Raw genomic sequence first — 25117 nt, 5'->3', positions numbered from 1 at the left:
GGCCTGTTCGATCAGGGAACGTGCCGCTCGCCGAAGTACGCCTTCAATGCCCAGGCCCAGCTCTCCCATACCACTCTCAAAAACGGTACTATCTTTCACGGCGCACTCCTCGTTGCTCATTGGTCGGCAAACCCTTTGTAGCAACAGTGCGCCACCTCACTCAAGTCAGATGTAATCTGCCCGTACACCACTTTCGATCATAGCTCGTCGGGAGGAACGGTTTATATGCACGTGAATAACGTGACAGGACCGCTTGGCCTCGTAGGCTATGCCCTTGACGCACTCAGACAGGCTGTACATGGAATGCAAGCCTCCAGACTCATGCTGGTTCAATACGAGAGCCTGGTGGAGAATCCTGGGATGGTCTTGAATGAAATATACAAATTCATTGGACAAGATGCGTTCCAGCACGATTTCGATAATGTGCATCAGGAGACAGTCTCTTATGATGAAAAAATGGGCACCCCAGGTCTTCATTCTGTGTTGATGGTTTGTATGGCTATGTGCAAACTGAGGTGGGAAGTCTTTGCTCGCATCAAACCCGACCAACCTCCGTTTTGTGCAAAACATGGTTGCAAGCCCACTTGATTTTTTGCGGGCTCCATTTATGATACGCATGTGCTGAACATGCACATGCAAGGAGAAAGCAATGGCAACAGCCAATGAACGCATTCCGGTTCTGGTGACTTCGCAGGAGAAGGCACTGATCGCCAAGATGGCCCGGGACGCTCATATGTCGATGGGAGAGTTTCTACGCCGCGCCGCCTCGTCGTTCTGCCCGAGCGAGGACGAGAAGATGCTGGAGGGGATGATTGACCAGATGTTGAAGACAACTGCCCAGGCGAGTGCTGCCGTTGACGACGCATTGTCCTTTGTGGATACCTCAAACAAACGTATTGCAGCCATGGAATCTGGGCGGGTGTATTGATGGCAATCACGAACAAGATGTGGGATGCGTTAACCACCGTCATCAAGATGAATGACAAGGTTGAGGCACTGGCCGGCACAGCAAAGTCACAGCAGGAAAAGATTGAGAATCTAACGGAGCGGGTAATTCGGCTTGAAACAGCGTTGGAAATTGCATTATCACGTCCGGTTACCACAAGGACTGATGCGGTCCAACTGGAACTCAAAGACTGATCGCGTTCCGCTGCCTACCGTCCAATGGGACGTTCCAACCAGAAGCATTTAAGACCATCCGATCGATCAAAGCCGCTGGGCTTGCGGTTTCCAACCTTGTTTTGCATATTGCCGTTTGTATAGCGCCCACATACAGTTGCGTTGAGACGCATGACCCATAAAAAAACCGGCCCCAAAGGGCCGGTTTGCTGACGCTACAGACGTCGGGGAGTGGGGCTTAGAAACCGCCCATACCACCCATGCCGCCCATACCACCCATGTCACCACCCATGTCACCACCGGACTTGTCGTCTTTCTTCGGCAGTTCGGTGATCATGGCTTCCGTGGTGATCATCAGGCCGGCAATGCTGGAGGCCTTCTGCAACGCGGTACGGGTGACCTTGGTCGGGTCGATGACGCCCATCTCGAACATGTCGCCATATTCGTCGGTGGCGGCGTTGTAGCCGTAGCCGTCTTTACCGCCCACAACCTTGTTCAGCACTACGCTGCCTTCACCGCCGGCATTGGCGACGATCTGGCGTAGTGGCTCTTCGATGGCACGACGGATGATGGCAACACCCATGTCCTGGTCGTGGTTGGCGGTCTTGAAGCCTTCCAGTGCGTGACGGGCACGGACCAGCGCCACGCCGCCGCCGGGGACGATGCCTTCTTCGACAGCCGCACGAGTAGCGTGCAGGGCGTCTTCGACACGAGCCTTCTTTTCCTTCATTTCCATCTCGGAACCGGCACCGACCTTGATGACGGCAACGCCACCGGCCAGCTTGGCCACGCGCTCCTGAAGCTTCTCGCGATCGTAGTCGGAGCTGGCATCTTCCATCTGACGACGGATCTGCTCAACGCGCGCCTTGATCTCGCTCTGCTGACCAGCGCCATCGATCATGGTGGTGTTTTCCTTGTCGATGACAATTTTCTTGGCCTGGCCGAGATCGGCGAGGGTGGTACTCTCCAGCTTCATACCGATTTCTTCGGAAACCACGCGACCGCCGGTCAGAATGGCCATGTCTTCGAGCATCGCCTTGCGACGATCACCAAAGCCAGGGGCCTTGACCGCAGCGACCTTGATGATGCCGCGCATGGTGTTGACGACCAGGGTAGCCAACGCCTCGCCTTCGACATCTTCAGCGACGATCAGCAGCGGACGACTGGACTTGGCGACCTGCTCCAGGATGGGCAGCATGTCACGGATGGAGGAGATTTTCTTGTCGTGCAGGAGGATGTAAGGATTCTCTAGCTCGGCAACCATCTTGTCCTGGTTGTTGACGAAGTAGGGGGAGAGGTAGCCGCGGTCGAACTGCATACCTTCGACGACGTCCAGCTCATTGGCGAGGCCGGAACCTTCTTCCACGGTGATGACGCCTTCGTTGCCGACCTTCTCCATGGCTTCGGCAATGATCTTGCCGATGGAGTCGTCAGAGTTGGCGGAGATGGTGCCTACCTGAGCCACTTCCTTTTGGGTCTTGCAGGGCTTGGACTGCTTCTTCAACTCTTCGACGATGACGATGACCGACTTGTCGATGCCGCGCTTCAGGTCCATGGGGTTCATGCCGGCGATGACGGCCTTGAGGCCTTCGCGGATGATGGCCTGGGCCAGAACGGTAGCGGTGGTAGTGCCGTCACCGGCTTCGTCGGAAGCCTGGGAGGCGACTTCTTTCACCATCTGCGCGCCCATGTTCTCGAACTTGTCGGCCAGTTCGATTTCCTTGGCGACGGAGACGCCGTCCTTGGTGATGGTGGGGGCACCGAAAGATTTGTCGAGCACCACGTTGCGGCCCTTGGGACCTAAGGTGACCTTGACGGCATCGGCAAGCACGTTAACGCCGCGCAACATCTTCTCGCGGGCATGTTCGGCAAAGGCTACTTGTTTAGCTGGCATAAATACTCCTCAAAATATGTGGATAGGGTTGGGATATTCAGCAATGCTTACTTTTCGACGACCGCCATGATGTCGTCTTCACGCATCACCAACAGTTCTTCGCCGTCTACCTTGATCTCGGTGCCGGCATATTTAGCGAACAGCACGCGATCGCCGACTTTGAGGTCGAGGGCGCGAATCTTGCCGTCTTCCAGAATTTTGCCATGGCCAACGGCAACGATTTCACCCTGTACAGGCTTTTCTTTGGCAGTGTCGGGAATGATAATCCCGCCCGCAGTCTTTTGTTCTTCTTCCAGACGACGGATGACGACACGATCATGCAAAGGACGCAATTTCATTGAGCATTTCCTCGTTTTATACAGGTTAGTGGATGACTCCATCCTGGGTGCTGTTAGCAGTCACACCCATCGAGTGCTAATGATAGGCGCTGAGAATGTTCTGTCAAGGGGCGGCCGGAGCTGAGGTGTTCGTTTAGGAAATACGGGTCCAAAGGGATTGCAGACTGCGCAGGAGCACAGTATCGGCGCCTTGCAAGCGATGATTGACGCCCGGTAAGGGGCGGATAGCCAGTTCCGGCGCATGGGCGCGGGCGGCGAACTGATAACTGAGGGCAAGGGGTACGTCCTTATCGGCGCTGCCGTGGAGAATTTCTACGGGACAACGCAGATAAGGCGGGAAGCGCAGAAAATCGTAGCGCCAACTGTCTGCCACCAGATCAAAGCGCATGTGCAGTTCGCCGAGGCCATAAGGATCTCCCCAGCAGCGCAGGTTGGTGTCCTGCCAGGCTTGTTGTTCGTCAGCGGGCAGGTTCCGGAAAATTTCCTGAATAAAGTTGTAGGCGGGGGCGATGAGTAACAGGGCGCGGATCTGTTTTGGCCAGCGGGTGGCGGCGATGGTGCCCAGCCAGCCACCCAGGCTGGAGCCTACCAAAAGCACTGGACGGTTTTCCAGCATTTGCAAAATCAATTGGAGGTCCGCCAGATAGCGGGACAGAGTCAGGGCCTGAAACAGTCCGTCCGAGCGTCCGACGCCACGCGGATCAAAGCGTACCCAGGACCAGCCTTGCGCTTGTGCGTTGCAGGCGAGGAGTCGTGATTTGGCGCCCTCCATGTTGGAGGCGAAGCCGGGCAGAAAGACGCCGACGGGGTCAGTATGGGTTTCATGAATGAGTCCGCAAACGCGTTCCCCGTTGGGATGAACCAGAGTAAAAGGTCTTTCGGCTGAGAGGGACACAGGCTGCTCCGCGCAAAAAAGGGCGACTTTAATCGCCCTAAAACCACAAAGGAGGAAAGAAACATGCGCTGCAGCCTGCTACTGACTGCAGCGAAAAATATTAGCAAATTACAGGAACGCTGGCAAATTACATTCCGACCGGTCGGATAAAAGAAGGGCGGACCGTGAGGTCCGCCCAAAACCACCAAAGGAGGAAGAAACATGCGCTCGCAACCATTACAGCCGCTTGCAAAGGATTAGAGAACGAGGTCTGCAGAAAGTTCCATGCCTCTGGGATTTCTTTCTGAGACCCCGTATCCTCTGCGTGGTGGCGCAGTTCTTGCTGCCTTAAGGAACGGATAACCTGCGGAAAATGTCCGCAGGGTAATGACAGCGTGGTGAGGAGCGATGCAGGGATGAAAATTGGAGCAGGGAATAGGACCATTCGGGCCAGGAACGCATCGGTGTGGAGTGCCATTTTCGGTTTCCTGCTGCTGTTTTGGCTACCGTTAACCCACGCTGCACCATTTTTGGCGCCGGACCAGGCCTTTCGCTTTGACGCGAGACTGAGCGGCCACGACCAGTTGCAACTGCGCTGGAATGTGGCGCCGGGATACCACCTGTACCGCGACCGGATAAAATTCTCCGTGACTCCGGGCAGCATTATCCTCGGTCGTTACACCTTGCCCACGGGGATGATGCTGAATGATCCCGCCTTTGGCAAAGTACGGGTGCTGGAAGGACAAAATACCCTCACGGTACCTTTCACCATCCAAGGAACGGCCCCTGCGTTCATTGAACTAAAAGGCACCTATCAGGGCTGTGCCAATGCCGGCGTTTGTTACCCTGAGCAGACCAAGACGATCAGGCTGGCTTTGCCCCGGCAAGCTATGGCATCTCCGGCGGCGCCTGTTGTGCAGTCACCGAACGTGGTGGCCACATCTGCCGCGATCAGCCCGACGAGTAATGCCGGGGCCATCGCGGGGGCTTTGCAGGGTCGTTTCTGGCTCACGTTGGGGCTCTTTTTCCTCTCCGGGCTGGGTCTGGCGTTCACACCCTGTATTTTCCCCATGATCCCTATTCTCTCGGCGCTGATTATCGGGCAGGAGGCAGGGCACGGCCAGCAACGCTCACGTGCCTTTGCGCTTTCCATCGCCTATGTGCTGGGGATGTCACTGACTTATACGATCGCCGGAGTGCTCGCGGCGGTGACTGGGGCCTATATGCAGGCAGCCTTTCAGAGCCCTTGGGTACTGGGGGTTTTTGCATTTATTTTTGTGCTGTTGGCACTATCCATGTTTGATTTTTACGAACTGCAAATGCCGAGCAGTATCCAGACGCGCCTGGCGGGCACGGGACGGGGCGGACATCTGTTCAGTACCTTTGTCATGGGGGCACTGTCAGCGCTGATTGTCGGACCTTGCGTGGCGGCACCCCTGGCGGGCGGGCTGCTCTTTATTTCGCAGACGGGGAATGTTTTCCTTGGCGGATTATCGCTCTTCGTGCTCAGTTTGGGGATGGGGGTGCCCTTACTGATCATCGGCACTTCCGCTGGCCATTTGTTGCCGCGCGCTGGCGCTTGGATGGATGCCGTCAAAGCGGTTTTTGGCGTATTGATGTTGGGCGTCGCTATCTGGCTACTGGCTCGGGTTTTGCCGGCGCCGGTGAGTCTGGCCTTGTGGTCAGCGCTGGCGGTGATCAGCGCCATGTATCTTGGCGCGCTGGATGTGATGGCGGCGGGCGCTTCGGGCTGGCGCCGTTTCTGGAAAGGTGTCGGCGTCTTATTGCTGGCCTATGGTTTGGTTATGGGCTTGGGGGCACTGAGTGGGGCCAGTGATCCGTTACAACCACTGACACCTTACACGGCAGGACCGGCGCATCAGGAAACTCGGCCGGGTGCGCTGCACTTTAGCGTGGTAAAAACTCCGGAGGCTTTACAGAATGCGCTGGCGCAAGCTCACGGCAAGCCGGTACTGGTGGATTACTGGGCAAGCTGGTGCGTGGAATGCGTGCGTATGGATAAAGTCACTTTCGCCGATCCGCGGGTGCGGGCCGCTTTACGGGGATGGGTGCTGATCCGCGTGGATGTAACAAAGGATGATGCCGCCAGTCGTGTCCTCCTGAAACGTCACAATCTGGTCGGCCCTCCCGCCTTCATCGCCGTAGGTGCCGACGGCAAGATGGCCGCGCAGCAGGAAGGGTATTTAGGATCAGAGGCGTTTTTGCAGTGGCTGCCGAAATCTTAGAGTAGTCATGCCGATGCTTTTCAGTGCCCCGCCGCCTTCTTTACTGGCCAGCCCTTGAGTACATAAAGTGTCCCGCAATACGGGCAGCGGACTTCTCCGGTTTCTTCGATCTTGAGAAAGACCCGGGGGTGCCCGTTCCAGCGGCTCATGCTGGGCATGGGGCAGTAGAGGGGGAGGTCTTTGGCTTCCACCTCGGTATAGCTCTGGTCACAGCACTTGATGGGTTGGGTCATGGGGTCAGCCAACGTGATGCAGCCATTCCGGATGGTCATCGCGGCGCCCGGTTACGGTGTCGAAGTAGCGGCTTTGCAGCATTTCGGTGACCGGACCACGATGCCCTTCGCCGATGACCCGGCCATCAATCTCGCGGATGGGGGTGACTTCCGCCGCGGTGCCGGTGAAGAAGGCTTCGTCGGCAATATAGAACTCGTCGCGGGTCAGTTGCTTCTCGACGATGGGGATGCCGGCTTCGCGGGCGAAGCGCAGGATGGTATCGCGGGTGATACCCTCCAGGGCGCTGGTCAGTGTCGGCGTGTAAAGAATGCCGTCGCGGATCATAAAGATATTTTCGCCAGAACCTTCCGCGACATAGCCTTCACGATCCAGCAGCAGGGCTTCATCATAGCCGCAGGACGAAGCCTCGCGCTGGGCCAGCATGGAGTTCATGTAGTTGCCGGTGGCCTTGGCCTTGCACAGGTGCACGTTGACATGGTGACGGCTGAAGGAACTCACCTTGACGCGGATCCCTTTTTCCAGCGCTTCCTGGCCCAAATAGCTGCCCCAGCTCCAGGCGGCGATGAGTGCATGGACCTTGAGTCCCTTGGCGGACAAGCCCATACCTTCAGCACCGTAGAAGAGTAGGGGGCGGATATAAGCGGACTCCAGCTTATTAGCGCGGATGACTTCTTTGGTGGCGTCGTTGATCTGCTCTTGCGTGAAGGGGACCTCCATCTGCAAAATCTTGGCGCTGTTGAAGAGGCGTTTGGTGTGTTCCGGCAGGCGGAAAATGGCGGTGCCCTGGAGGGTGGCATAGGCACGTTCGCCCTCAAAACAGCCCATGCCGTAATGTAGGCTGTGGGTGAGGCCATGCACGGTGGCCTCCCGCCAGGGGACCATCTTGCCGTCAAACCAGATAAAACCGTCGCGTTCCGCCATGGACATCGTCACATCTCCTGTTAATCGCTATAACTGCCAATGAGTTCCTGCCAAATCTCCCGCACTCCATGCGCTGCGGCTTGTAGCGCGTCCCAATCGGGAACCGCTGCAGTGCGAATTTCGTTGCCCTGCAAATTCAGCCAGCGCCGGTTTTCTTCCTGGCGGTACAGTCGCCAGGCTTGCCCGAGGACGGCGCCCCGTTCCGCGTTCCAGATACCCGCGCGGGTCAGTGCGGCTATCCCTGCGGCGGTCCCGGTATCCTGGCATAGCGTCGGCTGCCGGGAGCAAGCCCCTAGCATAGCAAATTGTACGAGAAACTCGATATCTGTGAGGCCACCGGGGCTCAGTTTGAGGTGAAAGGCGTCCTGAGCGATGGTTTTGCTCCGATAAATGCGCTGCCGCATGCTGCGGACGTCTTCCACTAACTGCTCGGGATGGCGCGGCCGACCGAGGATTTCTGCACGCAAGCGGGTAAAACGGGCACCGAGTTCCCTATCCCCGGCGACCCAGCGGGCACGGGTGAGGGCTTGATGTTCCCAGGTCCAGGCGGATTCGTGCTGATAGCGGCTGAAGGCATCCAACGTCGTGACCAGAGGCCCGGATTGCCCACTCGGGCGCAGGCGCATGTCGATTTGGTAGAGCAGACCGGCACGGGTGAGGGTGCTGAGGATGTGAATAAGCCGTTGTCCGAGACGGGCAAACCAGGTAGGGGCAGGAAGGGGCAGGGTACCGTCGCTTTCGGTGTCGAGGGATGCGTCATAGAGGTAGACCAGGTCGAGATCGGAGGCAAGGCCCATTTCCCGGCCGCCCAGTTTGCCGAGGGCGATAACGATGAAGGGGGCCACTTGGCCGTTGCCGGTCCGCACGCTGCCGTGGCGGCGCTGCATTTCCGCTTCGGCCCAGGCCAATGCGGTTTGCAGGGTAAGCTGGGCGAGGTCACTGAGTTGGGGGAGCAGAGTTTCCACAGGCATCTGGTTCGTCCAGAAGGCGGCGGCAAGGCGCAGGACTTCGGCGTTTTTGAAGCGCCGCAGGGCATCCATTCGTTCTTCCATATCTTCAGCGAGCTGTAACTGTGCAGCGAGGGCCTGCGGCCAGTGCTCGGGGCTGATGACTGTGTCGCCGAGTACGTCATCCAGCAGGATGGGGAAGCGTGCCAGTTCCTGTGCCAGCCAGGGGCTGTGCAGTAACTCCGCGATGCGCATGAGGTACGGTGGATTTTCCGCAAGCAGGGCGAGGTAGTTGGCACGCCCCAGAATGGCCTCAATGAGGGTGAGGAAGCGATGTAACCAGGCGTCGGTGTCTGGCTGGGCGCTGCAGAGATCGAGGGCCAGTGGAAGCAGGCGATCGAGGCGTTGACGTCCTTCTGTAGAGAGGCGGCTGGCCACATCGCGGCTGTGAGTGAAACGCCAGAGGCGCGTCCATACGGCTTCCGGTGCCGTGAAGCGCAGGACCTGGAGCAGATCGCTGGGAACGGTTTCCAGCGCATTGGTCTGAGCGCGTTGCCAGAGTTTCTCTCCGTTGCTGTTTTTACCCTGGCGATCATCCTTCCCGGAGGCCAGGGTGCGCTGAAAGATGATGTGGTTCTGCTGGCGGAAGGTGTCGAGGGTTTCGCGCATGGTCATGACATCAGGGAAACCCATGCCGCAGGCCAGGCGTTGCCATTCCAGCTCAGAGTGCGGTAATTGCTGAGTCTGCTGATCATCGACCATTTGCAGGCAATGTTCAGTATTGCGCAAAAAAAGATAAGCGCGGCGCAGCTGGTCGGTATCGTCCGCGGGCAGTAATCCGGCACTGGCGATGGCCGCAAGGGTATCCAGGGTGTTGGTGCTGCGCAGGGCGGGTTGGCGGCCACCGTGGATAATTTGCAGGGATTGACAGACAAACTCGATTTCACGGATGCCGCCTTGGCCCTTTTTGATGTCGTTGCTGCTGCCACCCTGTTCCGCATCCATGAGGGCTTTGACTTCCCGCAGGCCGGTGAGGGCGGTGTAGTCCAGGTAGCGGCGATAGACAAAAGGGCGCAGGGTGTGGAGGAGGTTTTGGCCTAAGGCGAGGTCACCCGCGACGGGGCGCGCCTTGATAAAGGCGTAGCGCTCCCAGCCGCGGCCATGCACCTGATAGTATTGCTCCATGGCCGCGACGGAGATGCAGAGGGGGGCGGCATCTCCGAAAGGGCGTAGGCGCATGTCGACGCGGAAGCAGAAGCCGTCCGCCGTCCGCTGATCGAGGGCCTGAATCAGCCAGCGACCGAGGCGTTGGAAGTATGTGCTGTTGTCGAGGGGGATGGGGCCATCCGTCTCGCCGTCTTCGCCGTAGCAGAAGATGAGGTCGATGTCGGAGGAGAGGTTGAGTTCGCGCCCGCCCAGCTTGCCCATGCCGAGGATGGTGAAAGGCACCTCTTGACCGTCGTCGTTGCGGGGGATGCCATGGCGCTGGCGCAGCATCTCTACGCCATAAGCATAAGCCTGTTGCAGACAGATTTCGGCCAGCTCGCTGAGGGCGGCTACTGTCTCTGGATAATGTTCGCCGGGCTGACGATCCTGCCAGATGATTTCTACCATACGGGCATTGCGGTACTGGCGCAGATTGGCAAGGAAGACGTCGCTGCTGAGTCCATGGCTGGTGGCAAGGTCGCTGTGTCCGCCGCGTGCAAGGCGCGGCAACCAGTGGGGATGACGGAGGAGGAGTTGGCGCGCAAAGGGGCTGACACAAGCGATATGTGCCCAATGTGCGGCAAAGGCGGATCCCAGGTGTCGGAGCTCGGTCTGCTCCTCAGCAGAGAGGGCGGCCCAGGTGGTTTCGAGCGGTCCGGTGATCGCCGCCGCTTCCAGGGGTAACAGGTTAATGGCGTGGATGATTTCCTCGGGTAACTCGGGGGCCGCCATGCGTGCTCCTTCCGGTGGTGTTCCGCATCGTGTGTATGGGCAGTGTAACTTAATCTCTGTTTTGGGGTCCGCATGAGGCTCTGTGGTGCTTCTTGTGCTAGGATTTTGTGCGGTTACCGTTGGCGCGTTACGCGGTGCTATATGGTAACGCGATCCGCAGAGAGAATCGTAGCAGGGAGCACATTACATTACCTCACGGCGTTTACCGGCGTTGACCGGACGGGTTGGCTGATATTGCGGGCTTTCAAGGAGAGGCGTGCCTTGCCGCGCTTACGCCTGACTTTTGCCGGTGCCCGCCGGGCGGGCGGTTGGCTGCTGGCCATCGTGCCGACCGTGCTGGTGTTGCCGACGGTGGTTTTTTATCTTCTGCTGATTCCCCATCTGGAATTATTGCGTCCCTATGTTTCTCAATACCTGTCGCGGGCTTGGGGTGCTCCGGTGCAGGTGCGCGGAATGCGCTTGGGCTGGAACTGGGGACCGTCGCTGGAATTGGCCACGTTGCGGGTGGGTCCGTCTGCACAGCCGGAACTGGCGCTGCACGGGGTGCACCTGCGCCTTTTTGCCCTGCCACTGCTCTGGGGGGACCTGGTGGCGCGGGATTTCCGCGTTGCGGACGGCGAGGTGTCCGTCGTTCAGGCGGCCAACGGCGGCTGGCAGGTGGCCGGACAGTCGCTGGGACGTGGCGGGTCGCCTTTGCCACTGGTGCCACTGGATCTGGACTGGGCTCATGTGGATGTTCAGCACCTGACCCTACAATGGCGCCCCCAGTTGCAGGCCGCTCCCGTTTCTCTGCAGGTACGGTGGCAGAGCAGCGGTGGTCTGCGTCCACGGATGCAGGTGCGGGTGCGCTGGTCACCGCAAGGCTTGTTGCGCTACTCAGGAGTGGCGCATGGCGTTTTTACCCGTCCGGGGCGTTCCTCCGGCAGTGGTAATTGGATATTGCAATCGTTGCCGCTGCCGTGGCTTCATCTCGCGGATCCGCGCCTGCCGATGCTGAGCGGAAACGTGAGTGGCAGCGGGCGCCTGCAATGGCGTTATGGTTTGCCGCGCACCGCTACCGGGCAATTTGCCGTGCATGACGCCGGGGTGGACGGCAAGCAGTGGGCACAGATCCATGGCCATCTGGGCTGGGTTGGAACGGGTTCCGCCGGGACATTGCAGCTTGCTGATTTGACAGGACTTGCCGCACAATCTTTGGCAATGCGCGTGGGGCTCAACTGGCGCCATCGCCTGCAATGGCAGGTGCAAACGCCACTGTTTCCCGCCGCACTTCTCCGGAACGTGCCGGAGATGGTCCTCCCCGCGCAACTCCGGTGGATACCTCAGCAACGGTGGCAAGGTAGCCTGCGCGACCTGCGCTTCCGCTCACACAGCGCCGAACACCACCAGCCCGCCACTTGGGAGCTTCAGGCCGTACTTCATGACATTGGTGTCCCGCCCCATGGATACTGGTTCGGCGTGCAGGGCCTTAGCGGCGACCTCGTCCTTCGCCCGGAAGTCTTAAAATTTCATATGGTTAGTCCGAAGCTTATCCTGGACTGGCCGCAGCACTTCGCGGCACCGCTGCACTTGCAGGAAATTTCGGCACGGATTGCCGCCCGGAAAACAGAGGCAGACTGGACGATTCAGGCCAATCCGATCGCGTTTAAGGGTCCTGGTCACCTGCACGCCAGCCTCGCGGTGCAGGGCCAGCAATTACGTCTGAAGGCTCAGCTTGACGATATGCCCGCGACGGCGCTGGCGGATTTCGTACCGCAGAGCGGTATTAGTCCTGCCCTGCGCCACTGGTTGCTGCAGGCATTTCAGGCGGGGTCATTGCAGCATGCTGATCTGCGGTGGCGGGGACCATGGAATCACCTTCCCCGCCAGGCGCTGGGCGGACATTTTTCGCTGCGGGCGAATTTTCGCCATGTGACCCTGCATTATGCCCCGCACTGGCCAATGGCGACGCAAGTGAACGCGCAACTCCTCTGGCTGGGAGACCGCCTTTCCGTTCAGAGCCATCAGGGTGACATTTTCGGGATGCCGGTTGCTTCCGTCAGCATCGATCTCAACCATCTTTTCGCAGCGCATACTTCACCGCTGCAGGTAACCTTGAAGACGCCGATCCCGTTGGATAAATTGCTGCCCTTTTTGCGGGAAACACCCATACTGGAGGGCAAGGCCGTGGCGAATATGCCTCTGCGTCTGAGCGGGCAGGGACAATTACAATTAGCCTTCAGCATCCCTTTCGGGGCTGAGAAAAGCCAGGTGGATGGCCGAATCGATATCCGTCATGCGGGAGCCGGATGGAGTGGTTGGCAGGCGACCGGTATACAAGGGCCGATTTATTTTCAGCGGGATAAGATTCAGGTTGGCGGGCTGCAAGGCATTTTTGCCGGTGGTCCCGTGCAGGCGAGCCTGCGGGCCAGTCAACTGGCGACCGTGCCGCGCCTGCATTTTTCACTGCAGGGTGCGCTACAAGCGGCGGATCTGCCGATGCCGGAGCGCTGGCGCACGGCTTTCAGTGGTGCCGTTCCATATCAGGGTAGCGGTACATTGTTAAACGACGAGTTGCGTTTCAAAGGCAGTGCCGACCTGCGCCAAAGTCGTAGTACTTTGCCGGCGCCCTTGAATTGGGCATCAGGCAAGGGTGGCAGCCTGACCGCGCAAGGCCATGGTAACGTGGCTCACCGTCTGCAAGTCAATTTCAATCTGCCCATGGGGTCTGCGGTCCTGGACTGGCAACGGGAGAAATCCGGCTGGCGATGGAAGGCTGGCGCGGCCCGTTTGGGTGGAGAAATCCCTCCGTCGCTGCCCAGTAATGGGTTTTCCCTTCGGGGCCTTGGTGATAGCCTCTCCGTAGGGCCGTGGCTGAGTATGCTGAAAGGCGGAGCAGACCGCGGGACATGGCCGGAAATCCGCTTCGACCTGCATTGGCGGCATCTGCGTTTTCTGGAACAGGATTGGCCGGATGTGCAGATGCGCGGCCGGGTGGCGGCGGAGAAAAAGCTGTATCTGCAATGCGCCAGCCCCCGGTTATCCGGCGTCTTACAGTATGCGCACGCGCCGCAGCCCATGGTCCCTGCTCAATTGCATCTGGACATCCAGAAATTAAGCATCGCGGCACCGACATCCTCTGGGTCCTCTTCCGCCATCCTTTCGCAAACACTGCGGGGAGCCGCGGGTAATCCGCTGACGCTGCATACCCATATCGCGCAACTCGATTGGCGGGGCCACAAGGTGCATGACGTGTTGCTGGATGCCGGGCGATCGAAGACCGGCTGGAACATATCTATGCTCAAAGGCGATTGGGCCGGCAGTCAATGGGACTTTAAAGGGTCGTGGCAGGGCGCCGGAGTTGGCCAGTCGACCTTTCAGGGTAATGTCCGCAGCAATAATATCGCCCCTGTTCTGCAGGACATCGGCATGGATACCCTGGACTACGGCCGTGCCGATTATGCGGGAAAGCTGTCCTGGCCGGGCGCGCCCTGGGATTTCTCCGTGGCGCATCTCAGCGGAAACATACAATCAAAGCTGTGGAATGGTCGACTCGGAAAATTGGGTACGGATATTTCCTGGCTCGTCTTCCTGAATCCTACATCGTTATTTCAGGACGTTATCACCTTTGATTATCGCCCGCTCTTCGGCAGCGGCTTGTTCTTTTCCAAGCTTTTTGCCGATTTCCAGGTGCAGGATGGTGTCGCCCATACCCGCAATCTACGCCTTGAGTCCAGCGCGCTCGAAATGAAGGGGGTTGGCGCTGTCGACTTGACACACCGAACCATGAGTATGGGGTTGCAGGTCTATCCCTTGCAGAGTTTTGACTTGCTCCTCGGACATTTTCCGATTCTTGGTCCCGCCCTCTTCGGGAAATCGGGCAAGGTGCTAGAATGGCGTTATCAGGTGGATGGGCCCTGGAAGCATCCGGTGGTGCGTCAGGTCCACGCACCGGCCAAAACCGGAGGGGAAAGACCATGAAAGTCCAGGTTGCCGTAGTGCAGATGGTGTCTTCGGAGGTGCTGGCGGATAACCTCGCCCATGCCGAGTCTCTGCTGGCGCAGGCGGCTATGGGGGGGGCGCAACTGGTGCTCTTGCCTGAGAATTTTGCGCTCATGGGACGCGACGAAAAAGCCAAACTGGCCATTATGGAAATGGATGGCGATGGCCCGATCCAGTCCTGGTTGGCAGCGCAGGCGCAGCGCTTTGGCCTGTGGTTGATAGGGGGCAGTATTCCCCTGGCCGCCCCTGACGGACGCTGCTATGCCGCCTGCTTGGCCTTCAACCCCGCCGGGCAACGCCAGGCGCGTTATGACAAGATACACCTCTTTGACGTCGATCTGGCGGGCGGCGAAAGTTACCGCGAGTCCCGCACCATTGCTCCCGGCAGGACCCCGGTGGCCGTGACCACGCCCTGGGGCCAGCTTGGCCTCTCTGTCTGCTACGACCTACGCTTCCCGGAGTTGTACCGCTGTTATGCGGGGGCTGAATTACTGGCCGTCCCCAGCGCCTTTACCCAGCAGACGGGTGCCGCGCACTGGGAGTGTCTGTTGCGGGCGCGTGCCATTGAGAACCAGGCCTATGTGCTCGCCGCTGATCAGGGTGGTTTGCACCAGAATGGCCGTCAGACCTTCGGCGGCAGTATGATTATTGATCCCTGGGGTCAGGTGCTGGCCCGTCTGGACCAGGGTGAAGGAGTCGCGCTGGCCCAGGTTGACATGGAATTTTTGCAGCGCTGTCGCAGTAATCTGCCTGCCCTGCAGCATCATCGTCGCCAGGCATGTTGCGGCGCTTACCAGGAGATATAGGCGTAACCCTTCTGTTGCAGGATGATAAGGTCCACTGCGCCGCTGAATACCGGCTTCGCCTCAGGAATCAGACTGGCCTTGTCGATTTTGACGGTCTTCATGGTTTGCTCGCAAGCATTAAAGACCACGCCATACATAGACAGACTTTGTACCTGTTCCATAATGAATTTTTCGTAGTGGTGATGGTTTTTTTCCGTTTTGACCAGCAGCCAGATACCGGGTCCGAAACAATCAATGACGATGTCTGCGTCGTTATTGAAATGCTGCAGGACCGTTGCCGCACTGTGCAGAATATCTAAAATATAGGCCGCATCAGATTTATTGAGTTGGTAGACCGCTTTGTTCTTGCTGGGTTCCAGCATGTCCCCGGCCTTGCCCTGACCAGCGACGGCCAAAGCACCGACCCCGGCCGCGAGACCTTCCATGAAGTGGCGGCGGGAATGGTTTTTGGCTTGAGCCATGCTATCCTCCTGAGCTTTGCGGGTTATGATAATCACCCTAAGACTAGCAAAATTTGCGCCGGCGTGATCGCGGCGGATGAGGAGCGTATGCGTGGATGTTGAACAGATATTCTTCAGAGGCCGTGCATGAAGCAGTTTAACGGCGCATTTTTCCGTGACCTATGGCAGATGACCAAGCCTTATTGGTGGCACTCCGAGGAGCGCTGGATGGCACGCGGGGTGTTTGCCTGCATTATCCTGCTCAACCTGTTCATGGTCTTTATTTCCTACCGTATTACCGAATGGTATGCGGTGTTCTGGAATGCCCTGCAGCGCTTTGCGGTGAATGCCGCCTGGCACCAGATGCTGATTTTTCTCGGGCTGGCCACGTTATATATTGTCGCCGCAGTTTCCCAGACCTTTTTTACCCAGATGCTGGAGATTCGCTGGCGGCGTTGGCTGACGAAGCATTATCTGGATGCCTGGCTGGCCAAAAGTACCTTCTATCACATGCAGGTACTGGGTGATGGCACCGACAACCCGGATCAGCGTATCAGCGAGGATCTGGCCAGTTTCACCGGGCAGACGCTGAATATTGTGATAGGTCTGCTCAGTTCTGTCACGACCCTTGCCGCCTTTGTGTTCATGCTCTGGAACTTGTCGGCCATGATTACCATTCCCTGGCAGGGCAGTCTTTATACGATTCCGGGCTATCTGGTCTGGGCAGCGCTCATTTATTCCATCTTCGGCACCATTCTGGCCGCGCTTATTGGGCGGCCGCTCATCAGTCTGAACTTCAACCAGGAGCGCTTTCAGGCGGATTTCCGTTTCAGTATGATGCGCTTGCGTGAAAACAGCGAGAGTATCGCGCTGTATGGCGGCGAGGCCGAAGAGCACCATCACTTCTTACAGCGCTTTGCCAATGTATATGCTAACTATTGGCGGATTATCTGGCGCTCCATGCGCCTGAACTGGTGGGTATCAGGGTATGGTCAGGCCGCCATTATTTTTCCAATCCTGGTGAGTCTGCCAGCCTATTTTGTGAATAGGGCGATTGGGATCGGTGGGTTGCAGCAGATTGCTGCGGCTTTCGGTCAGGTGCAAGGCGCGTTGTCCTTCATCGTCAGCAGTTACGGCAGCCTCGCCAACTGGCATGCGGTGGTCGATCGGTTGCGTTTTTTTGAGCGGTCTATGGATGAGGTGCGGATCATCCGTGAAACCCATTACCAGATTGAACGCAAAGACGGCCCGCGACTGCTCGTGAAAGATCTCAACGTGCGCCTGCCCGATGGCCGGGAGTTGATTCATCGTTTGGATATGGATGTGCAGCGTGGGCAGCGTTTGCTGATCATGGGTCCATCCGGCAGCGGAAAAAGCACGCTGGTACGTGCTTTGGCGGGTATTTGGCCCTTTGGCGAAGGGGTCGTGCAAATGCCCCAGGGCGACCGTCCTCTCTTCCTGCCGCAGAAACCCTACCTGCCATTGGGTACTTTGCGTGATGTGCTGGTGTATCCCTTCGGAGTGCCGGGGGTCAGCGACGTCCAGTTGCAACAAGTGCTCCATCTGGTCGCTATGGATGCACTGGTCGACAAGTTGGAAGATGCCCGTTTGTGGTCCCATGTATTGTCTTTGGGTGAACAGCAGCGCTTGGCCTTTGCCCGCATTCTGTTACAGAAGCCCCAGTGGGCGTTTTTGGACGAAGCCAGTTCCGCACTGGATGAACCAGCAGAGGACGCGCTCTACCATATGCTCGTCGAGGTGCTGCCAGAAACCGCCATCATCAGCGTGGGTCACCGCTCCAGTCTGTTGCGGCATCATCAGTATTGTTTGCGTCTGCAAGGAGACGGGTGTTGGCACCTGGAGACCGTTGTTCATCCCGTCTCTGGAGGACAAGAGCCGGTACCGATCTGATGCTGGCAGCCGGAAAGAACACCTTGTTTTACTCTTATCCATCCTGCTGATTTTAAAGGAGATGAAATATGGCCATGACCGCAAAAGATTTGCCGGTTGGTGGGGCAATGCCCGAATTCTGCCTGCCCATCGGGGGTCAGACAGGACAATGGTGCAGCACGCAGGCGCGGGGCAAGCCTTTGCTGGTGCTTTTTATCTGTAATCACTGTCCCTATGTAATCCATATCAGTAAGCGTTTAGGCGAGTTGACGACGCAATGGCAGCAGCAGGGCGTGCAGGTGGTGGGTATCAACAGCAACGATGCCGTAACTTATCCCGACGATGCTTCGGAAAAAATGCCTGCAGAGGCCCGACGCGCCGGGTATTCCTTCCCTTATTTGTTTGATGGAGAGCAAAGTGTAGCCAAGGCTTTTAATGCGGTGTGCACGCCTGATCTGTTCCTTTTTGATGCGGCGGGCGCACTGTTTTATCACGGCCAGTTTGATGCGAGTCGTCCCAAGAATGATCTGCCGGTGACGGGTGAAGATTTGGCGGCGGCGGTTGCGGCGGTGTTGGCGGGAGCCGAGCCGCCAGCTAAAGTGCTGCCCAGCGTTGGTTGCAGTATCAAATGGCGGCCGGGTAACGAGCCGGAGGACTGGGTATGAGTGCGCAGGGGCTTTGCGCCGTGGTGACCGGTGCCTCTTCCGGAATCGGGGCGGCTGCGGCGCGCGCGCTGGCAGCACAGGGATACCGGGTGATTCTTGGTGCCCGGCGCTTGGAGCGTTTGCAGGCGCTGGCGACCGAGTTGGGAGGGGAAGCTGTTTTTCTGGACGTAAGCGATGCGGCCAGTGTGGCTGAATTTGCGGCTCAGCTACCATCCGGAGTCGATGTGCTGGTCAATAATGCGGGTGGTGCGCTGGGGCTGGAATTCCTTGCGGACTTAAATGAGGCCCATTGGCAGGAAATGTGGCAGAGCAATGTTCTCGGCCTTGCGCGCATGAGTAAAGCGCTCTATCCCCATCTGCTGAAAGCATTTTCCGGGGTTGGTCACGTGGTGAATATCGGTAGTGTCGCTGCCCACGAAACCTATGCCGGTGGTGGTGGTTATACGGCCTGTAAACATGCCGTAAAAGCGCTTACGGAGACTATGCGCGCGGAATGGCTGGGTCAGCCTCTGCGGGTGACGGAAATTGATCCTGGTCTGGTGGAGACGGAATTTAGTCTCGTGCGCTTCGACGGCGACGCAGAGCGGGCCGCCAGCGTCTATGCCGGCATGAAACCTTTGGTGGCTGCAGATATTGCCGACGCCATCTTATGGGCGGTGACGCGGCCTGCGTATGTGAATATTGACGAAATTATCATTAAGCCACGGGATCAGGCACGGGTAGGAATGGTGCATCGGCGTTGATGCCGGTTTGCTCCGGATGGAGGGGCTACGTTGGCTTCTCAAGAAGAACCACCTGTGCAGCCCATTCAATGACGATCAGTGGAAAATGGCGTGCAATAAACCAGTGGCCGACTGTTGCTTTTTTGCGACAAGGTGGGTGGGGTTATGGCTTTGACGCTGCCGACGTAGACGCAGCAAGCGCTTTTGCAACTCACGTTTGATGCGTTGCCGTTCGTGGCCCGCCATGAACGATGCGTAGCTAGGGAAGCTGCGTACCCGGCGTAAGGCGGCCAGAAGATTCGCGGTGCTGTCCATATTGGTCTCCGTTGCTTTGCTCTGATGAATATAAGAGCTATCAGCAATAACCGTGCCAAAAAAATAAGTCATTATAATTATGGGGTAAGTGTTTTCCGGCAGATCAGTCGAGGGGACTTTGTCACATTTAAACGACAATGCTTCGTCGCGCTGCTGCTGCAGAGGAGATTGGTCTAATAACAGGGCTGCTTTTTGCTACTTTGATTGGCGTCGCAAAAAGCCCCCAGGCCCGCAGCGGTTTTACATCAATGGCGCCGGAAAGCGTCGAGGACCAGTATCACGGCACCGATGGAAATGGCACTGTCGGCGATGTTGAAGTAGGGCCAGTAGAGGCTACCCCAGTGGGCGCCAATAAAATCGACCACATAGCCCAGGCGGATGCGGTCAATCAGGTTGCCGACTGCGCCGCCGAGAATCAGTGCAAGGGATATGGCGGTCCAGGTGGAGCCGGGCTTGAGCCGTCGCAGGATGGCGACGATGACCGCGACCACGAGCAGGGCGATGCCGATGAGCAGCCAGCGTTGCCAGCCGCCAGCTCCCGCCAGGAAGCTGAAAGCGGCACCGGTATTGTGGATCAGGCGGAAATTGAGCAGGCCCGGAATGATGATAATACCTTGTCCCACTCGCCAGATGTGGCTCAACCAGAGCTTGACGCCTTGATCCAGCAGAATGACCCCGAGCGATAACCATAAATAACGCAGCATCAGCAGAACTCCCGTGTTTCACCGGGTAAGGCGAGATTTCCGACACAGCGGTTGCAAATATCCGGATGCTCGGGATGACGACCCATGTCCGGGCGGCGATGCCAGCAGCGCGCACACTTTTGGGCGTCACTGGGCCGGACCTGAATGGCGATGCCGGGGATGATATCGCTGCATCCTTCCGGACGTTCTCCATAGGGGCGCAGGGCGCACGCGGAACTCAGCAGGAAAAAGCGCAGTTCCTCGCCGAGTGGTGCAAGAAACTCATGCCAGTCGCTGTTGGCGTAAAGGGCGATTTCGGCATCCAGACCCGAGCCAATCTTTTTTTCCTGACGCAGGGGTTCCAGTGTGGCATTGACGGCGTCCCGCAACCGATTGAGCCGCTCCCAACGTACATCCAGTGCTTCACTGTCGGCAGCTAGTGTAATTTTCGGATATTGCGCAAAAAACACGCTGGGGGACGAGCGATTGCCCATCTCGTTCCAGATTTCTTCAGCGGTGAAGCTCAGGATGGGGGCCATCCACACCACCATGGCTTCGAGCATCTGCCAGAGTACCGTCTGCGCCGAGCGCCGCGCCCGCGAGGCGGCGGGCGTGGTGTAGAGACGATCCTTGAGCACATCCAGATAGAGCCCGCCAAGCTCCACTGAGCAGAAGTGATGCAGACGCTGCTGGACGCGGAGGAATTGATACTCGCCATAGGCCGTGCGGATTTCCTCCTGCAGGAGCGCGGTGTGGGACAGCATCCAGCGGTCCATTTCCAGCAGTTCCGCTGTGGGCAGGGCGTCCGTGGCCGGATTAAAGTCGTGAGTGTTGCCCAGCATATAGCGGGCCGTATTGCGGATGCGCCGATAGCTGTCGCCCAGTTGCTTGAGGATGGTGTCGGAGATGGGGATCTCGCTGCGGTAGTCTTCCGAGGCCACCCAGAGGCGCAGTATGTCCGCGCCGTAGCGGTCGATGATCGTCTGCGGAGCTATGACATTGCCCACGGATTTGCTCATCTTCCGACCTTCGCCGTCGACGGTGAAGCCGTGGGTAAGCACCGCCTTGTAGGGTGCCCGCCCGCGGCTGGCGACGGATTCCAGCAGGGAGGATTGGAACCAGCCGCGATGCTGATCGGAGCCTTCCAGATAAAGATCCGCGGGACTGTGCAGTTCGGGGCGTTGCTCCAGTACAAAGGCGTGGGTGGCGCCGGAGTCGAACCAGACGTCGAGAATGTCCGTGACCTTATGGAAATGCTCATGGCCGCAGTTACCGCAGTGGGCATCTGCGGCCAGAAAATCGCTGTCCGGCTGGTTGAACCAGGCATCGACCCCGCCCGTCTCCACCGCCTGGGCGACACGCTCAAAAGTGTCGGTATCGCGCAGGGGTTCGCCGCACTGGGCACAGGAGAAGAGTGCGACGGGTACGCCCCAGGCCCGTTGCCGGGAGATGCACCAGTCCGGACGCTGGTTGACCATGCCGGCGATGCGGTCTTTGCCCCAGTCGGGAATCCAACGGGTGGCGTCGATGGCCTCGATAGCTTTCTCGCGCAGGTCATTGGCGCTCATGCTGATGAACCACTGGGGTGTGGCGCGGAAGAGCAGGGGGGTCTTGTGGCGCCAGCAATGGGGATAACTGTGGCGGATTTTTTCAAAGTGGAGCAGGGCGTTGCGCGCGCGCAGCAGGGCCGGCACTCGTTCATTGGCTTCCTGCACGGTGATACCTCCCAGACCCAGGGGCAGATCCTCTTTGAAGCGGCCGTTGCCGAGTAAGGGGCTGTCTACGGGCAGGTGATAGCGCCGGGCCGCTTCATAGTCATCCACGCCGTGGGCGGGGGCGGTATGTACGCAGCCGGTACCCGCCTCCAGGGTGACATGCTGACCGAGAATGACCGGCACTTCGCGATCCAGGAAGGGATGCCTGAGTTGGAGACCCTCCAGCACCGCACCGGCGAACTCCGCCAGCACTTCTGCTTCCGGGTGGCCATAGCGGGCGAGGGTGCTTTCTGCCAGATCCGCGGCGAGGATCAGGTGTCGCTTGTCGGCGCGCAGCAATACGTAAGTATATTCCGGGTGCAGGGCGACCGCCTGATTGGCGGGCAGGGTCCATGGTGTGGTTGTCCAGATCGCCACGCTGGCCTCTGCAGGTTCAGCGAGGCCAAGGCGTTGGCTCAGGTCGGCGGCGTCGGCGACGACGAAGGCGACGTCGATGGAAGGATCGCTGCGATCCTGATATTCCACTTCCGCCTCTGCCAGGGCGCTGCCGCAGTCCACACACCAGTGTACCGGCTTGGCACCGCGTACCACCTGGCCCTTCACCGTCAGGCGACCGAGTTCCCGCAGGATGTTGGCTTCGGCCATGAAGTGCATGGTCAGATAGGGTTTCTCCCAATCTCCGATAATACCGAGGCGCTCGAAGTCCTGACGTTGTCCGGCAATCTGGCTTTCCGCATAAGCACGGCAGGCATTGCGGAAGGCCTGGCCGCTGACTTTTTCGCCGGGACGTCCCAACTCTTTTTCTACCTGAATCTCAATAGGCAGCCCGTGACAGTCCCAGCCCGGCACATAAGGTACCCGGAAACCCTCACTCAGCTTGCTCTTGTTGATTATGTCCTTGAGTACTTTATTGACCGCATGGCCGATATGAATATTGCCGTTGGCGTAAGGTGGACCATCATGCAGGATGAATGCCGGACTTTCGGCACGCGCTTTCTGCAGCGTTCCGTAGAGGTTATGCTCCTGCCAGCGGGCCAAGGTCGCGGGTTCGCGCTCCGGCAGTTTTCCCTGCATGGGGAATTCGGTTTTGGGAAGGTTAAGGGTCTGCTTATAGTCCATGATTATTCAGGGTCCTGGGGATGTTCGGCGAAAAAGTTTCGGGTGTTCACGACGTCATTGTCGATGGCGGCCTTAAGGGTGTCGAGGTCAGTATATTTCTCCTCGTCCCGCAGCTTGTGGTGCAGTTCTACGGAAACCTGCTGTCCATAGAGATCGGGGCTGTCCGCATCCAGGCAGTGAGCCTCCAGTACCATCTGCTTGCCGCCGACGGTGGGGCGCAGGCCGATACTGATGGCAGCGACCCAGTTTCCTTGTGGGCTCAACAGACGTCCGGCAAAGATGCCTTTGACCGGCACCGGCCGGCGATTCAAGGGGATGTTGGCGGTGGGAAAGCCCAGTTCCTGACCCAGATGATCGCCATGTACGACGCGGCCGCAGAGGGCGTAGGGACGTCCCAGCCAGGCCGCTGCCTGTGACAATTTGCCCGCCTGCAAAAAGATGCGGATACCGGTGCTGCTCACCCGTTCACCGTCGAGCAGAAAAGGGGGCTGTTCTTTCACCAAAAAGCCATACTCCCGCCCGAAGCGGCGGAGCATGTCCAGATCACCGCGCCGTCCAGCCCCAAAGCGGAAGTCGTGGCCGACGCTCAGCAGTCCGCAGCGCAATCGTTTGACCAGTATCTGAGTAATGAAATCTTCAGCGGACAGGTTGGCCAATGCCTGATTAAAAGGCAGGCAAGTGATGTTCTGTACCTTGTTTTGGAGGAGCGCTACCACCTTCTCGCGCAGGCTGCTGAGGCGCGGTGGCGCGTCCGTACCGCGAAAAAACTCTCGGGGGAGGGGCTCGAAAGTGAGGACCGCCGTCGGTAGCCCGCTTTCCTGCAGAGTCCTCAGTAATGCCTGATGGCCGCGATGCACCCCATCGAAATTACCGATGCTGACCGCCTGGGTTGCATCGGCGGTATGGGTAATACGGTGATGGAGCGAGGGGAAGGGGTGCATGCGCCTCAGTGAATCCGGGTTTGCCAAAAATGCCGTCATCTTAGCGTAAAAATGTGGATTACCCTAGATTGCACCAGGGTCCGAACGAGTGTGGCTTAAAGAGCGCGAGCGGCAGGGTATGCCATCGCCCCTCACCGCTTTTCTCCTGCGCCGGAAACCGCCCAGTCGGGCTGGTGCTCCGTGCAGGGTAAAGCCCCTGATTTGACCGGGTCGTTGGATGACGAAGACGGTATCGCCATGTCCGTGCAGTCCGTCGGAATCAGGCACGAGGCGGCCTCTGCCGATACCAGTCGCGCAGTTCGTGAATGCCCAGCCACCAGGCACCCGCCAGATACAATGTGGCGGCGAGGAGTGTCAGGCTCAGCACGCGCAACAGCCGCTCCCAGAGGGACAGTGATAGCCAAAGCGCTGTGTTGCCGCGCAAAAGCAATAAGACCATGCCTATAACCATCGCCAATCCGGCGGATTTCAGCAGAAGCATCGGCCAGCCGGGTTGCGGCTGATACAGTCCGTCGCGACGCAAACGACGCCAGAGTAAAAAGGCGTTGACCAGCGCGGCGCAGCTCGTCGCGATGGCTAAGCCCAGTTGTTGCAGTGGCCACGCCAGGATAAGACTGATACCCATGTTGACCGCGACACTGATCATCCCGAAACGCACCGGCGTGCGGGTATTCTGATGGGCATAAAAGGCCGGTGCGAGCACCCGTGCGGCAATGATCGGCAAGATGCCGAGGCCGTAGCCAATCAGGCTGAGGGTACTTTGCCAGGCATCCTCAGCCGTATAGGCCCCATAACGAAACAGGCTGATCAGTAACGGTTGGGCCAGGATGAGCAGACCGACGGTGGCGGGCAGCCCGATGAGCCATGTGAGGCGCAAGGCCCAGTCCAGGGTTTTGGGGAATTGCGGCGAGCGCTCTGCCGCCTGTCGTGAGAGCAGCGGAAGCACCACCGTCCCCAGCGCCACTCCGAAGACGCCCAGAGGAAACTCCACCAGACGATCAGAGTAATACAGATAAGACACCACATTTGCCCCCACCAAGGAAGCGAGAATGGTGTTCAGAAACAGATTGATCTGTGCTACCGATGCCCCGAATGCCGCCGGTCCCATGAGTCGCAGCACCTTGCCCACGCCGGGATCACGGCGCCGCAAGCGTGGCCAGCGCAGATGTCCGACCTGTCTGAGGGCGGGCAGTTGAAACAGCAACTGCAGCACCCCGCCGATGAAAACTCCCCAGGCCACTGCTATAGCGGGTTGTTGAAGGTGCGGCGCCCAGAAGACCGCCGCTGCGATAATGCTCAGATTCAAAAAGACCGGTGTAAAGGCGGGTA

21 protein-coding genes are annotated in these 25117 nt (G+C 58.6%); 9 read left to right on the top strand and 12 right to left on the bottom strand.

Features of this window, described 5'->3' with window-relative positions:
• Positions 1-225 precede the first annotated feature (225 nt).
• The 3 genes from HF921_RS01565 to HF921_RS01555 all read left to right on the top strand — a co-directional run bounded on the left by HF921_RS01565 (position 226) and on the right by HF921_RS01555 (position 1140).
• The gene (locus HF921_RS01565; protein ID WP_215893179.1) at positions 226-588 is read left to right on the top strand and encodes a sulfotransferase; all 363 of its coding nucleotides are present in this window, start codon (positions 226-228) and stop codon (positions 586-588) included.
• Between the two features lie 61 nt (positions 589-649).
• The gene (locus HF921_RS01560) at positions 650-928 is read left to right on the top strand and encodes a plasmid mobilization protein (RefSeq protein ID WP_215892256.1); all 279 of its coding nucleotides are present in this window, start codon (positions 650-652) and stop codon (positions 926-928) included.
• Entirely contained in the window at positions 928-1140 is a 213-nt protein-coding gene (locus tag HF921_RS01555) for a hypothetical protein (protein WP_215893178.1), read from the top strand. Before HF921_RS01560 ends, HF921_RS01555 begins: the two co-directional genes overlap by 1 nt.
• Positions 1141-1357: 217 nt before the next feature.
• On the opposite strand, the gene groL is transcribed toward HF921_RS01555, so the two are convergent.
• The 3 genes from groL to HF921_RS01540 all read right to left on the bottom strand — a co-directional run bounded on the left by groL (position 1358) and on the right by HF921_RS01540 (position 4246).
• A complete protein-coding gene (gene groL, locus HF921_RS01550) occupies positions 1358-3013 on the bottom strand; it encodes a chaperonin GroEL (protein ID WP_064219363.1) in 1656 nt (551 codons plus the stop codon).
• 47 nt (positions 3014-3060) lie between these two features.
• On the bottom strand, positions 3061-3351 hold the full coding sequence (groES, locus tag HF921_RS01545; RefSeq protein ID WP_064219362.1) for a co-chaperone GroES: 291 nt from the start codon (positions 3349-3351) through the stop codon (positions 3061-3063).
• Between the two features lie 133 nt (positions 3352-3484).
• A complete protein-coding gene (locus HF921_RS01540; protein ID WP_064219361.1) occupies positions 3485-4246 on the bottom strand; it encodes an alpha/beta hydrolase in 762 nt (253 codons plus the stop codon).
• Positions 4247-4689: 443 nt separating this feature from the next.
• On the opposite strand from HF921_RS01540, the gene dsbD reads away from it, so the two are divergent.
• Positions 4690-6471 carry a protein-disulfide reductase DsbD gene (gene dsbD / locus HF921_RS01535; protein WP_278667182.1) on the top strand — a complete coding sequence of 594 codons (1782 nt, stop codon included), beginning with the start codon at positions 4690-4692 and terminating at the stop codon, positions 6469-6471.
• A 20-nt stretch (positions 6472-6491) separates the two neighbouring features.
• Here the strand turns inward: dsbD and HF921_RS01530 are convergent, their stop codons facing one another.
• The 3 genes from HF921_RS01530 to glnE are packed head-to-tail and all read right to left on the bottom strand — an operon-like array spanning position 6492 to position 10511.
• Entirely contained in the window at positions 6492-6704 is a 213-nt protein-coding gene (locus tag HF921_RS01530; protein ID WP_064219359.1) for a zinc-finger domain-containing protein, read from the bottom strand.
• A 4-nt stretch (positions 6705-6708) separates the two neighbouring features.
• Positions 6709-7632 (bottom strand): branched-chain amino acid transaminase, encoded by a 924-nt coding sequence (locus HF921_RS01525; RefSeq protein ID WP_064219358.1) that lies wholly within the window; start codon positions 7630-7632, stop codon positions 6709-6711.
• A gap of 14 nt (positions 7633-7646) precedes the next feature.
• Positions 7647-10511, bottom strand: coding sequence for a bifunctional [glutamate--ammonia ligase]-adenylyl-L-tyrosine phosphorylase/[glutamate--ammonia-ligase] adenylyltransferase (gene glnE, locus HF921_RS01520; RefSeq protein WP_215893176.1), 2865 nt, complete (start codon positions 10509-10511; stop codon positions 7647-7649).
• A gap of 261 nt (positions 10512-10772) precedes the next feature.
• Between glnE and HF921_RS01515 the strand changes: the two genes are divergently transcribed.
• Entirely contained in the window at positions 10773-14471 is a 3699-nt protein-coding gene (locus tag HF921_RS01515; protein WP_215893175.1) for a YhdP family phospholipid transporter, read from the top strand.
• Complete coding sequence (locus HF921_RS01510; RefSeq protein ID WP_215893174.1) at positions 14468-15298, top strand: carbon-nitrogen hydrolase family protein; 831 nt, start codon at positions 14468-14470, stop codon at positions 15296-15298. The genes HF921_RS01515 and HF921_RS01510 overlap by 4 nt, the downstream gene beginning before the upstream one ends.
• On the opposite strand, the gene HF921_RS01505 is transcribed toward HF921_RS01510, so the two are convergent.
• Positions 15283-15759 (bottom strand): DsrE family protein, encoded by a 477-nt coding sequence (locus HF921_RS01505; RefSeq protein WP_215893173.1) that lies wholly within the window; start codon positions 15757-15759, stop codon positions 15283-15285. The genes HF921_RS01510 and HF921_RS01505 overlap by 16 nt on opposite strands.
• A 126-nt stretch (positions 15760-15885) precedes the next feature.
• Here HF921_RS01505 and HF921_RS01500 point away from each other — a divergent pair, with 126 nt between their 5' ends.
• The 3 genes from HF921_RS01500 (at position 15886) to HF921_RS01490 (ending at position 19036) form a co-directional block, all read left to right on the top strand.
• The gene (locus HF921_RS01500; protein WP_215893172.1) at positions 15886-17649 is read left to right on the top strand and encodes an ABC transporter ATP-binding protein/permease; all 1764 of its coding nucleotides are present in this window, start codon (positions 15886-15888) and stop codon (positions 17647-17649) included.
• A 68-nt stretch (positions 17650-17717) separates the two neighbouring features.
• Positions 17718-18293: a thioredoxin family protein gene (locus HF921_RS01495; RefSeq protein ID WP_215850347.1), complete on the top strand. Its 576-nt coding sequence runs from the start codon at positions 17718-17720 to the stop codon at positions 18291-18293.
• Positions 18290-19036 (top strand): SDR family NAD(P)-dependent oxidoreductase, encoded by a 747-nt coding sequence (locus tag HF921_RS01490; RefSeq protein ID WP_064219351.1) that lies wholly within the window; start codon positions 18290-18292, stop codon positions 19034-19036. The genes HF921_RS01495 and HF921_RS01490 overlap by 4 nt, the downstream gene beginning before the upstream one ends.
• Before the next feature lie 75 nt (positions 19037-19111).
• Here HF921_RS01490 and HF921_RS01485 read toward each other — a convergent pair whose 3' ends face one another.
• From HF921_RS01485 to murJ, 5 genes are all read right to left on the bottom strand, one after another.
• Positions 19112-19330 carry a hypothetical protein gene (locus HF921_RS01485; RefSeq protein ID WP_064219370.1) on the bottom strand — a complete coding sequence of 73 codons (219 nt, stop codon included), beginning with the start codon at positions 19328-19330 and terminating at the stop codon, positions 19112-19114.
• Between the two features lie 245 nt (positions 19331-19575).
• A complete protein-coding gene (gene lspA, locus HF921_RS01480) occupies positions 19576-20034 on the bottom strand; it encodes a signal peptidase II (protein WP_064219350.1) in 459 nt (152 codons plus the stop codon).
• Positions 20034-22847 carry an isoleucine--tRNA ligase gene (ileS, locus tag HF921_RS01475; RefSeq protein ID WP_215893171.1) on the bottom strand — a complete coding sequence of 938 codons (2814 nt, stop codon included), beginning with the start codon at positions 22845-22847 and terminating at the stop codon, positions 20034-20036. The genes lspA and ileS overlap by 1 nt, the downstream gene beginning before the upstream one ends.
• Before the next feature lie 2 nt (positions 22848-22849).
• Positions 22850-23788 (bottom strand): bifunctional riboflavin kinase/FAD synthetase, encoded by a 939-nt coding sequence (locus tag HF921_RS01470; RefSeq protein WP_215892263.1) that lies wholly within the window; start codon positions 23786-23788, stop codon positions 22850-22852.
• Positions 23789-24047: 259 nt separating this feature from the next.
• On the bottom strand, positions 24048-25117 hold a 1070-nt coding region (gene murJ, locus HF921_RS01465), incomplete at its 5' end, for a murein biosynthesis integral membrane protein MurJ (RefSeq protein ID WP_215893170.1).

Source organism: Acidithiobacillus ferriphilus (assembly GCF_018854775.1).
GTDB classification, from domain to species: domain Bacteria; phylum Pseudomonadota; class Gammaproteobacteria; order Acidithiobacillales; family Acidithiobacillaceae; genus Acidithiobacillus; species Acidithiobacillus ferriphilus.
This window is presented reverse-complemented; position numbering and strand designations above follow the sequence as displayed.

What these genes read in the sequence shown, in the direction of transcription:
- HF921_RS01565 (WP_215893179.1), top strand. Translation starts at nt 226, where the DNA reads ATGCACGTGAATAACGTGACAGGACCGCTTGGCCTCGTAGGCTATGCC.
- HF921_RS01560 (WP_215892256.1), top strand. Translation starts at nt 650, where the DNA reads ATGGCAACAGCCAATGAACGCATTCCGGTTCTGGTGACTTCGCAGGAG.
- HF921_RS01555 (WP_215893178.1), top strand. Translation starts at nt 928, where the DNA reads ATGGCAATCACGAACAAGATGTGGGATGCGTTAACCACCGTCATCAAG.
- groL (WP_064219363.1), bottom strand. Translation starts at nt 3,013, where the DNA reads ATGCCAGCTAAACAAGTAGCCTTTGCCGAACATGCCCGCGAGAAGATG.
- groES (WP_064219362.1), bottom strand. Translation starts at nt 3,351, where the DNA reads ATGAAATTGCGTCCTTTGCATGATCGTGTCGTCATCCGTCGTCTGGAA.
- HF921_RS01530 (WP_064219359.1), bottom strand. Translation starts at nt 6,704, where the DNA reads ATGACCCAACCCATCAAGTGCTGTGACCAGAGCTATACCGAGGTGGAA.
- HF921_RS01525 (WP_064219358.1), bottom strand. Translation starts at nt 7,632, where the DNA reads ATGTCCATGGCGGAACGCGACGGTTTTATCTGGTTTGACGGCAAGATG.
- glnE (WP_215893176.1), bottom strand. Translation starts at nt 10,511, where the DNA reads ATGGCGGCCCCCGAGTTACCCGAGGAAATCATCCACGCCATTAACCTG.
- HF921_RS01510 (WP_215893174.1), top strand. Translation starts at nt 14,468, where the DNA reads ATGAAAGTCCAGGTTGCCGTAGTGCAGATGGTGTCTTCGGAGGTGCTG.
- HF921_RS01505 (WP_215893173.1), bottom strand. Translation starts at nt 15,759, where the DNA reads ATGGCTCAAGCCAAAAACCATTCCCGCCGCCACTTCATGGAAGGTCTC.
- HF921_RS01500 (WP_215893172.1), top strand. Translation starts at nt 15,886, where the DNA reads ATGAAGCAGTTTAACGGCGCATTTTTCCGTGACCTATGGCAGATGACC.
- HF921_RS01495 (WP_215850347.1), top strand. Translation starts at nt 17,718, where the DNA reads ATGGCCATGACCGCAAAAGATTTGCCGGTTGGTGGGGCAATGCCCGAA.
- HF921_RS01490 (WP_064219351.1), top strand. Translation starts at nt 18,290, where the DNA reads ATGAGTGCGCAGGGGCTTTGCGCCGTGGTGACCGGTGCCTCTTCCGGA.
- HF921_RS01485 (WP_064219370.1), bottom strand. Translation starts at nt 19,330, where the DNA reads ATGGACAGCACCGCGAATCTTCTGGCCGCCTTACGCCGGGTACGCAGC.
- lspA (WP_064219350.1), bottom strand. Translation starts at nt 20,034, where the DNA reads ATGCTGCGTTATTTATGGTTATCGCTCGGGGTCATTCTGCTGGATCAA.
- ileS (WP_215893171.1), bottom strand. Translation starts at nt 22,847, where the DNA reads ATGGACTATAAGCAGACCCTTAACCTTCCCAAAACCGAATTCCCCATG.
- HF921_RS01470 (WP_215892263.1), bottom strand. Translation starts at nt 23,788, where the DNA reads ATGCACCCCTTCCCCTCGCTCCATCACCGTATTACCCATACCGCCGAT.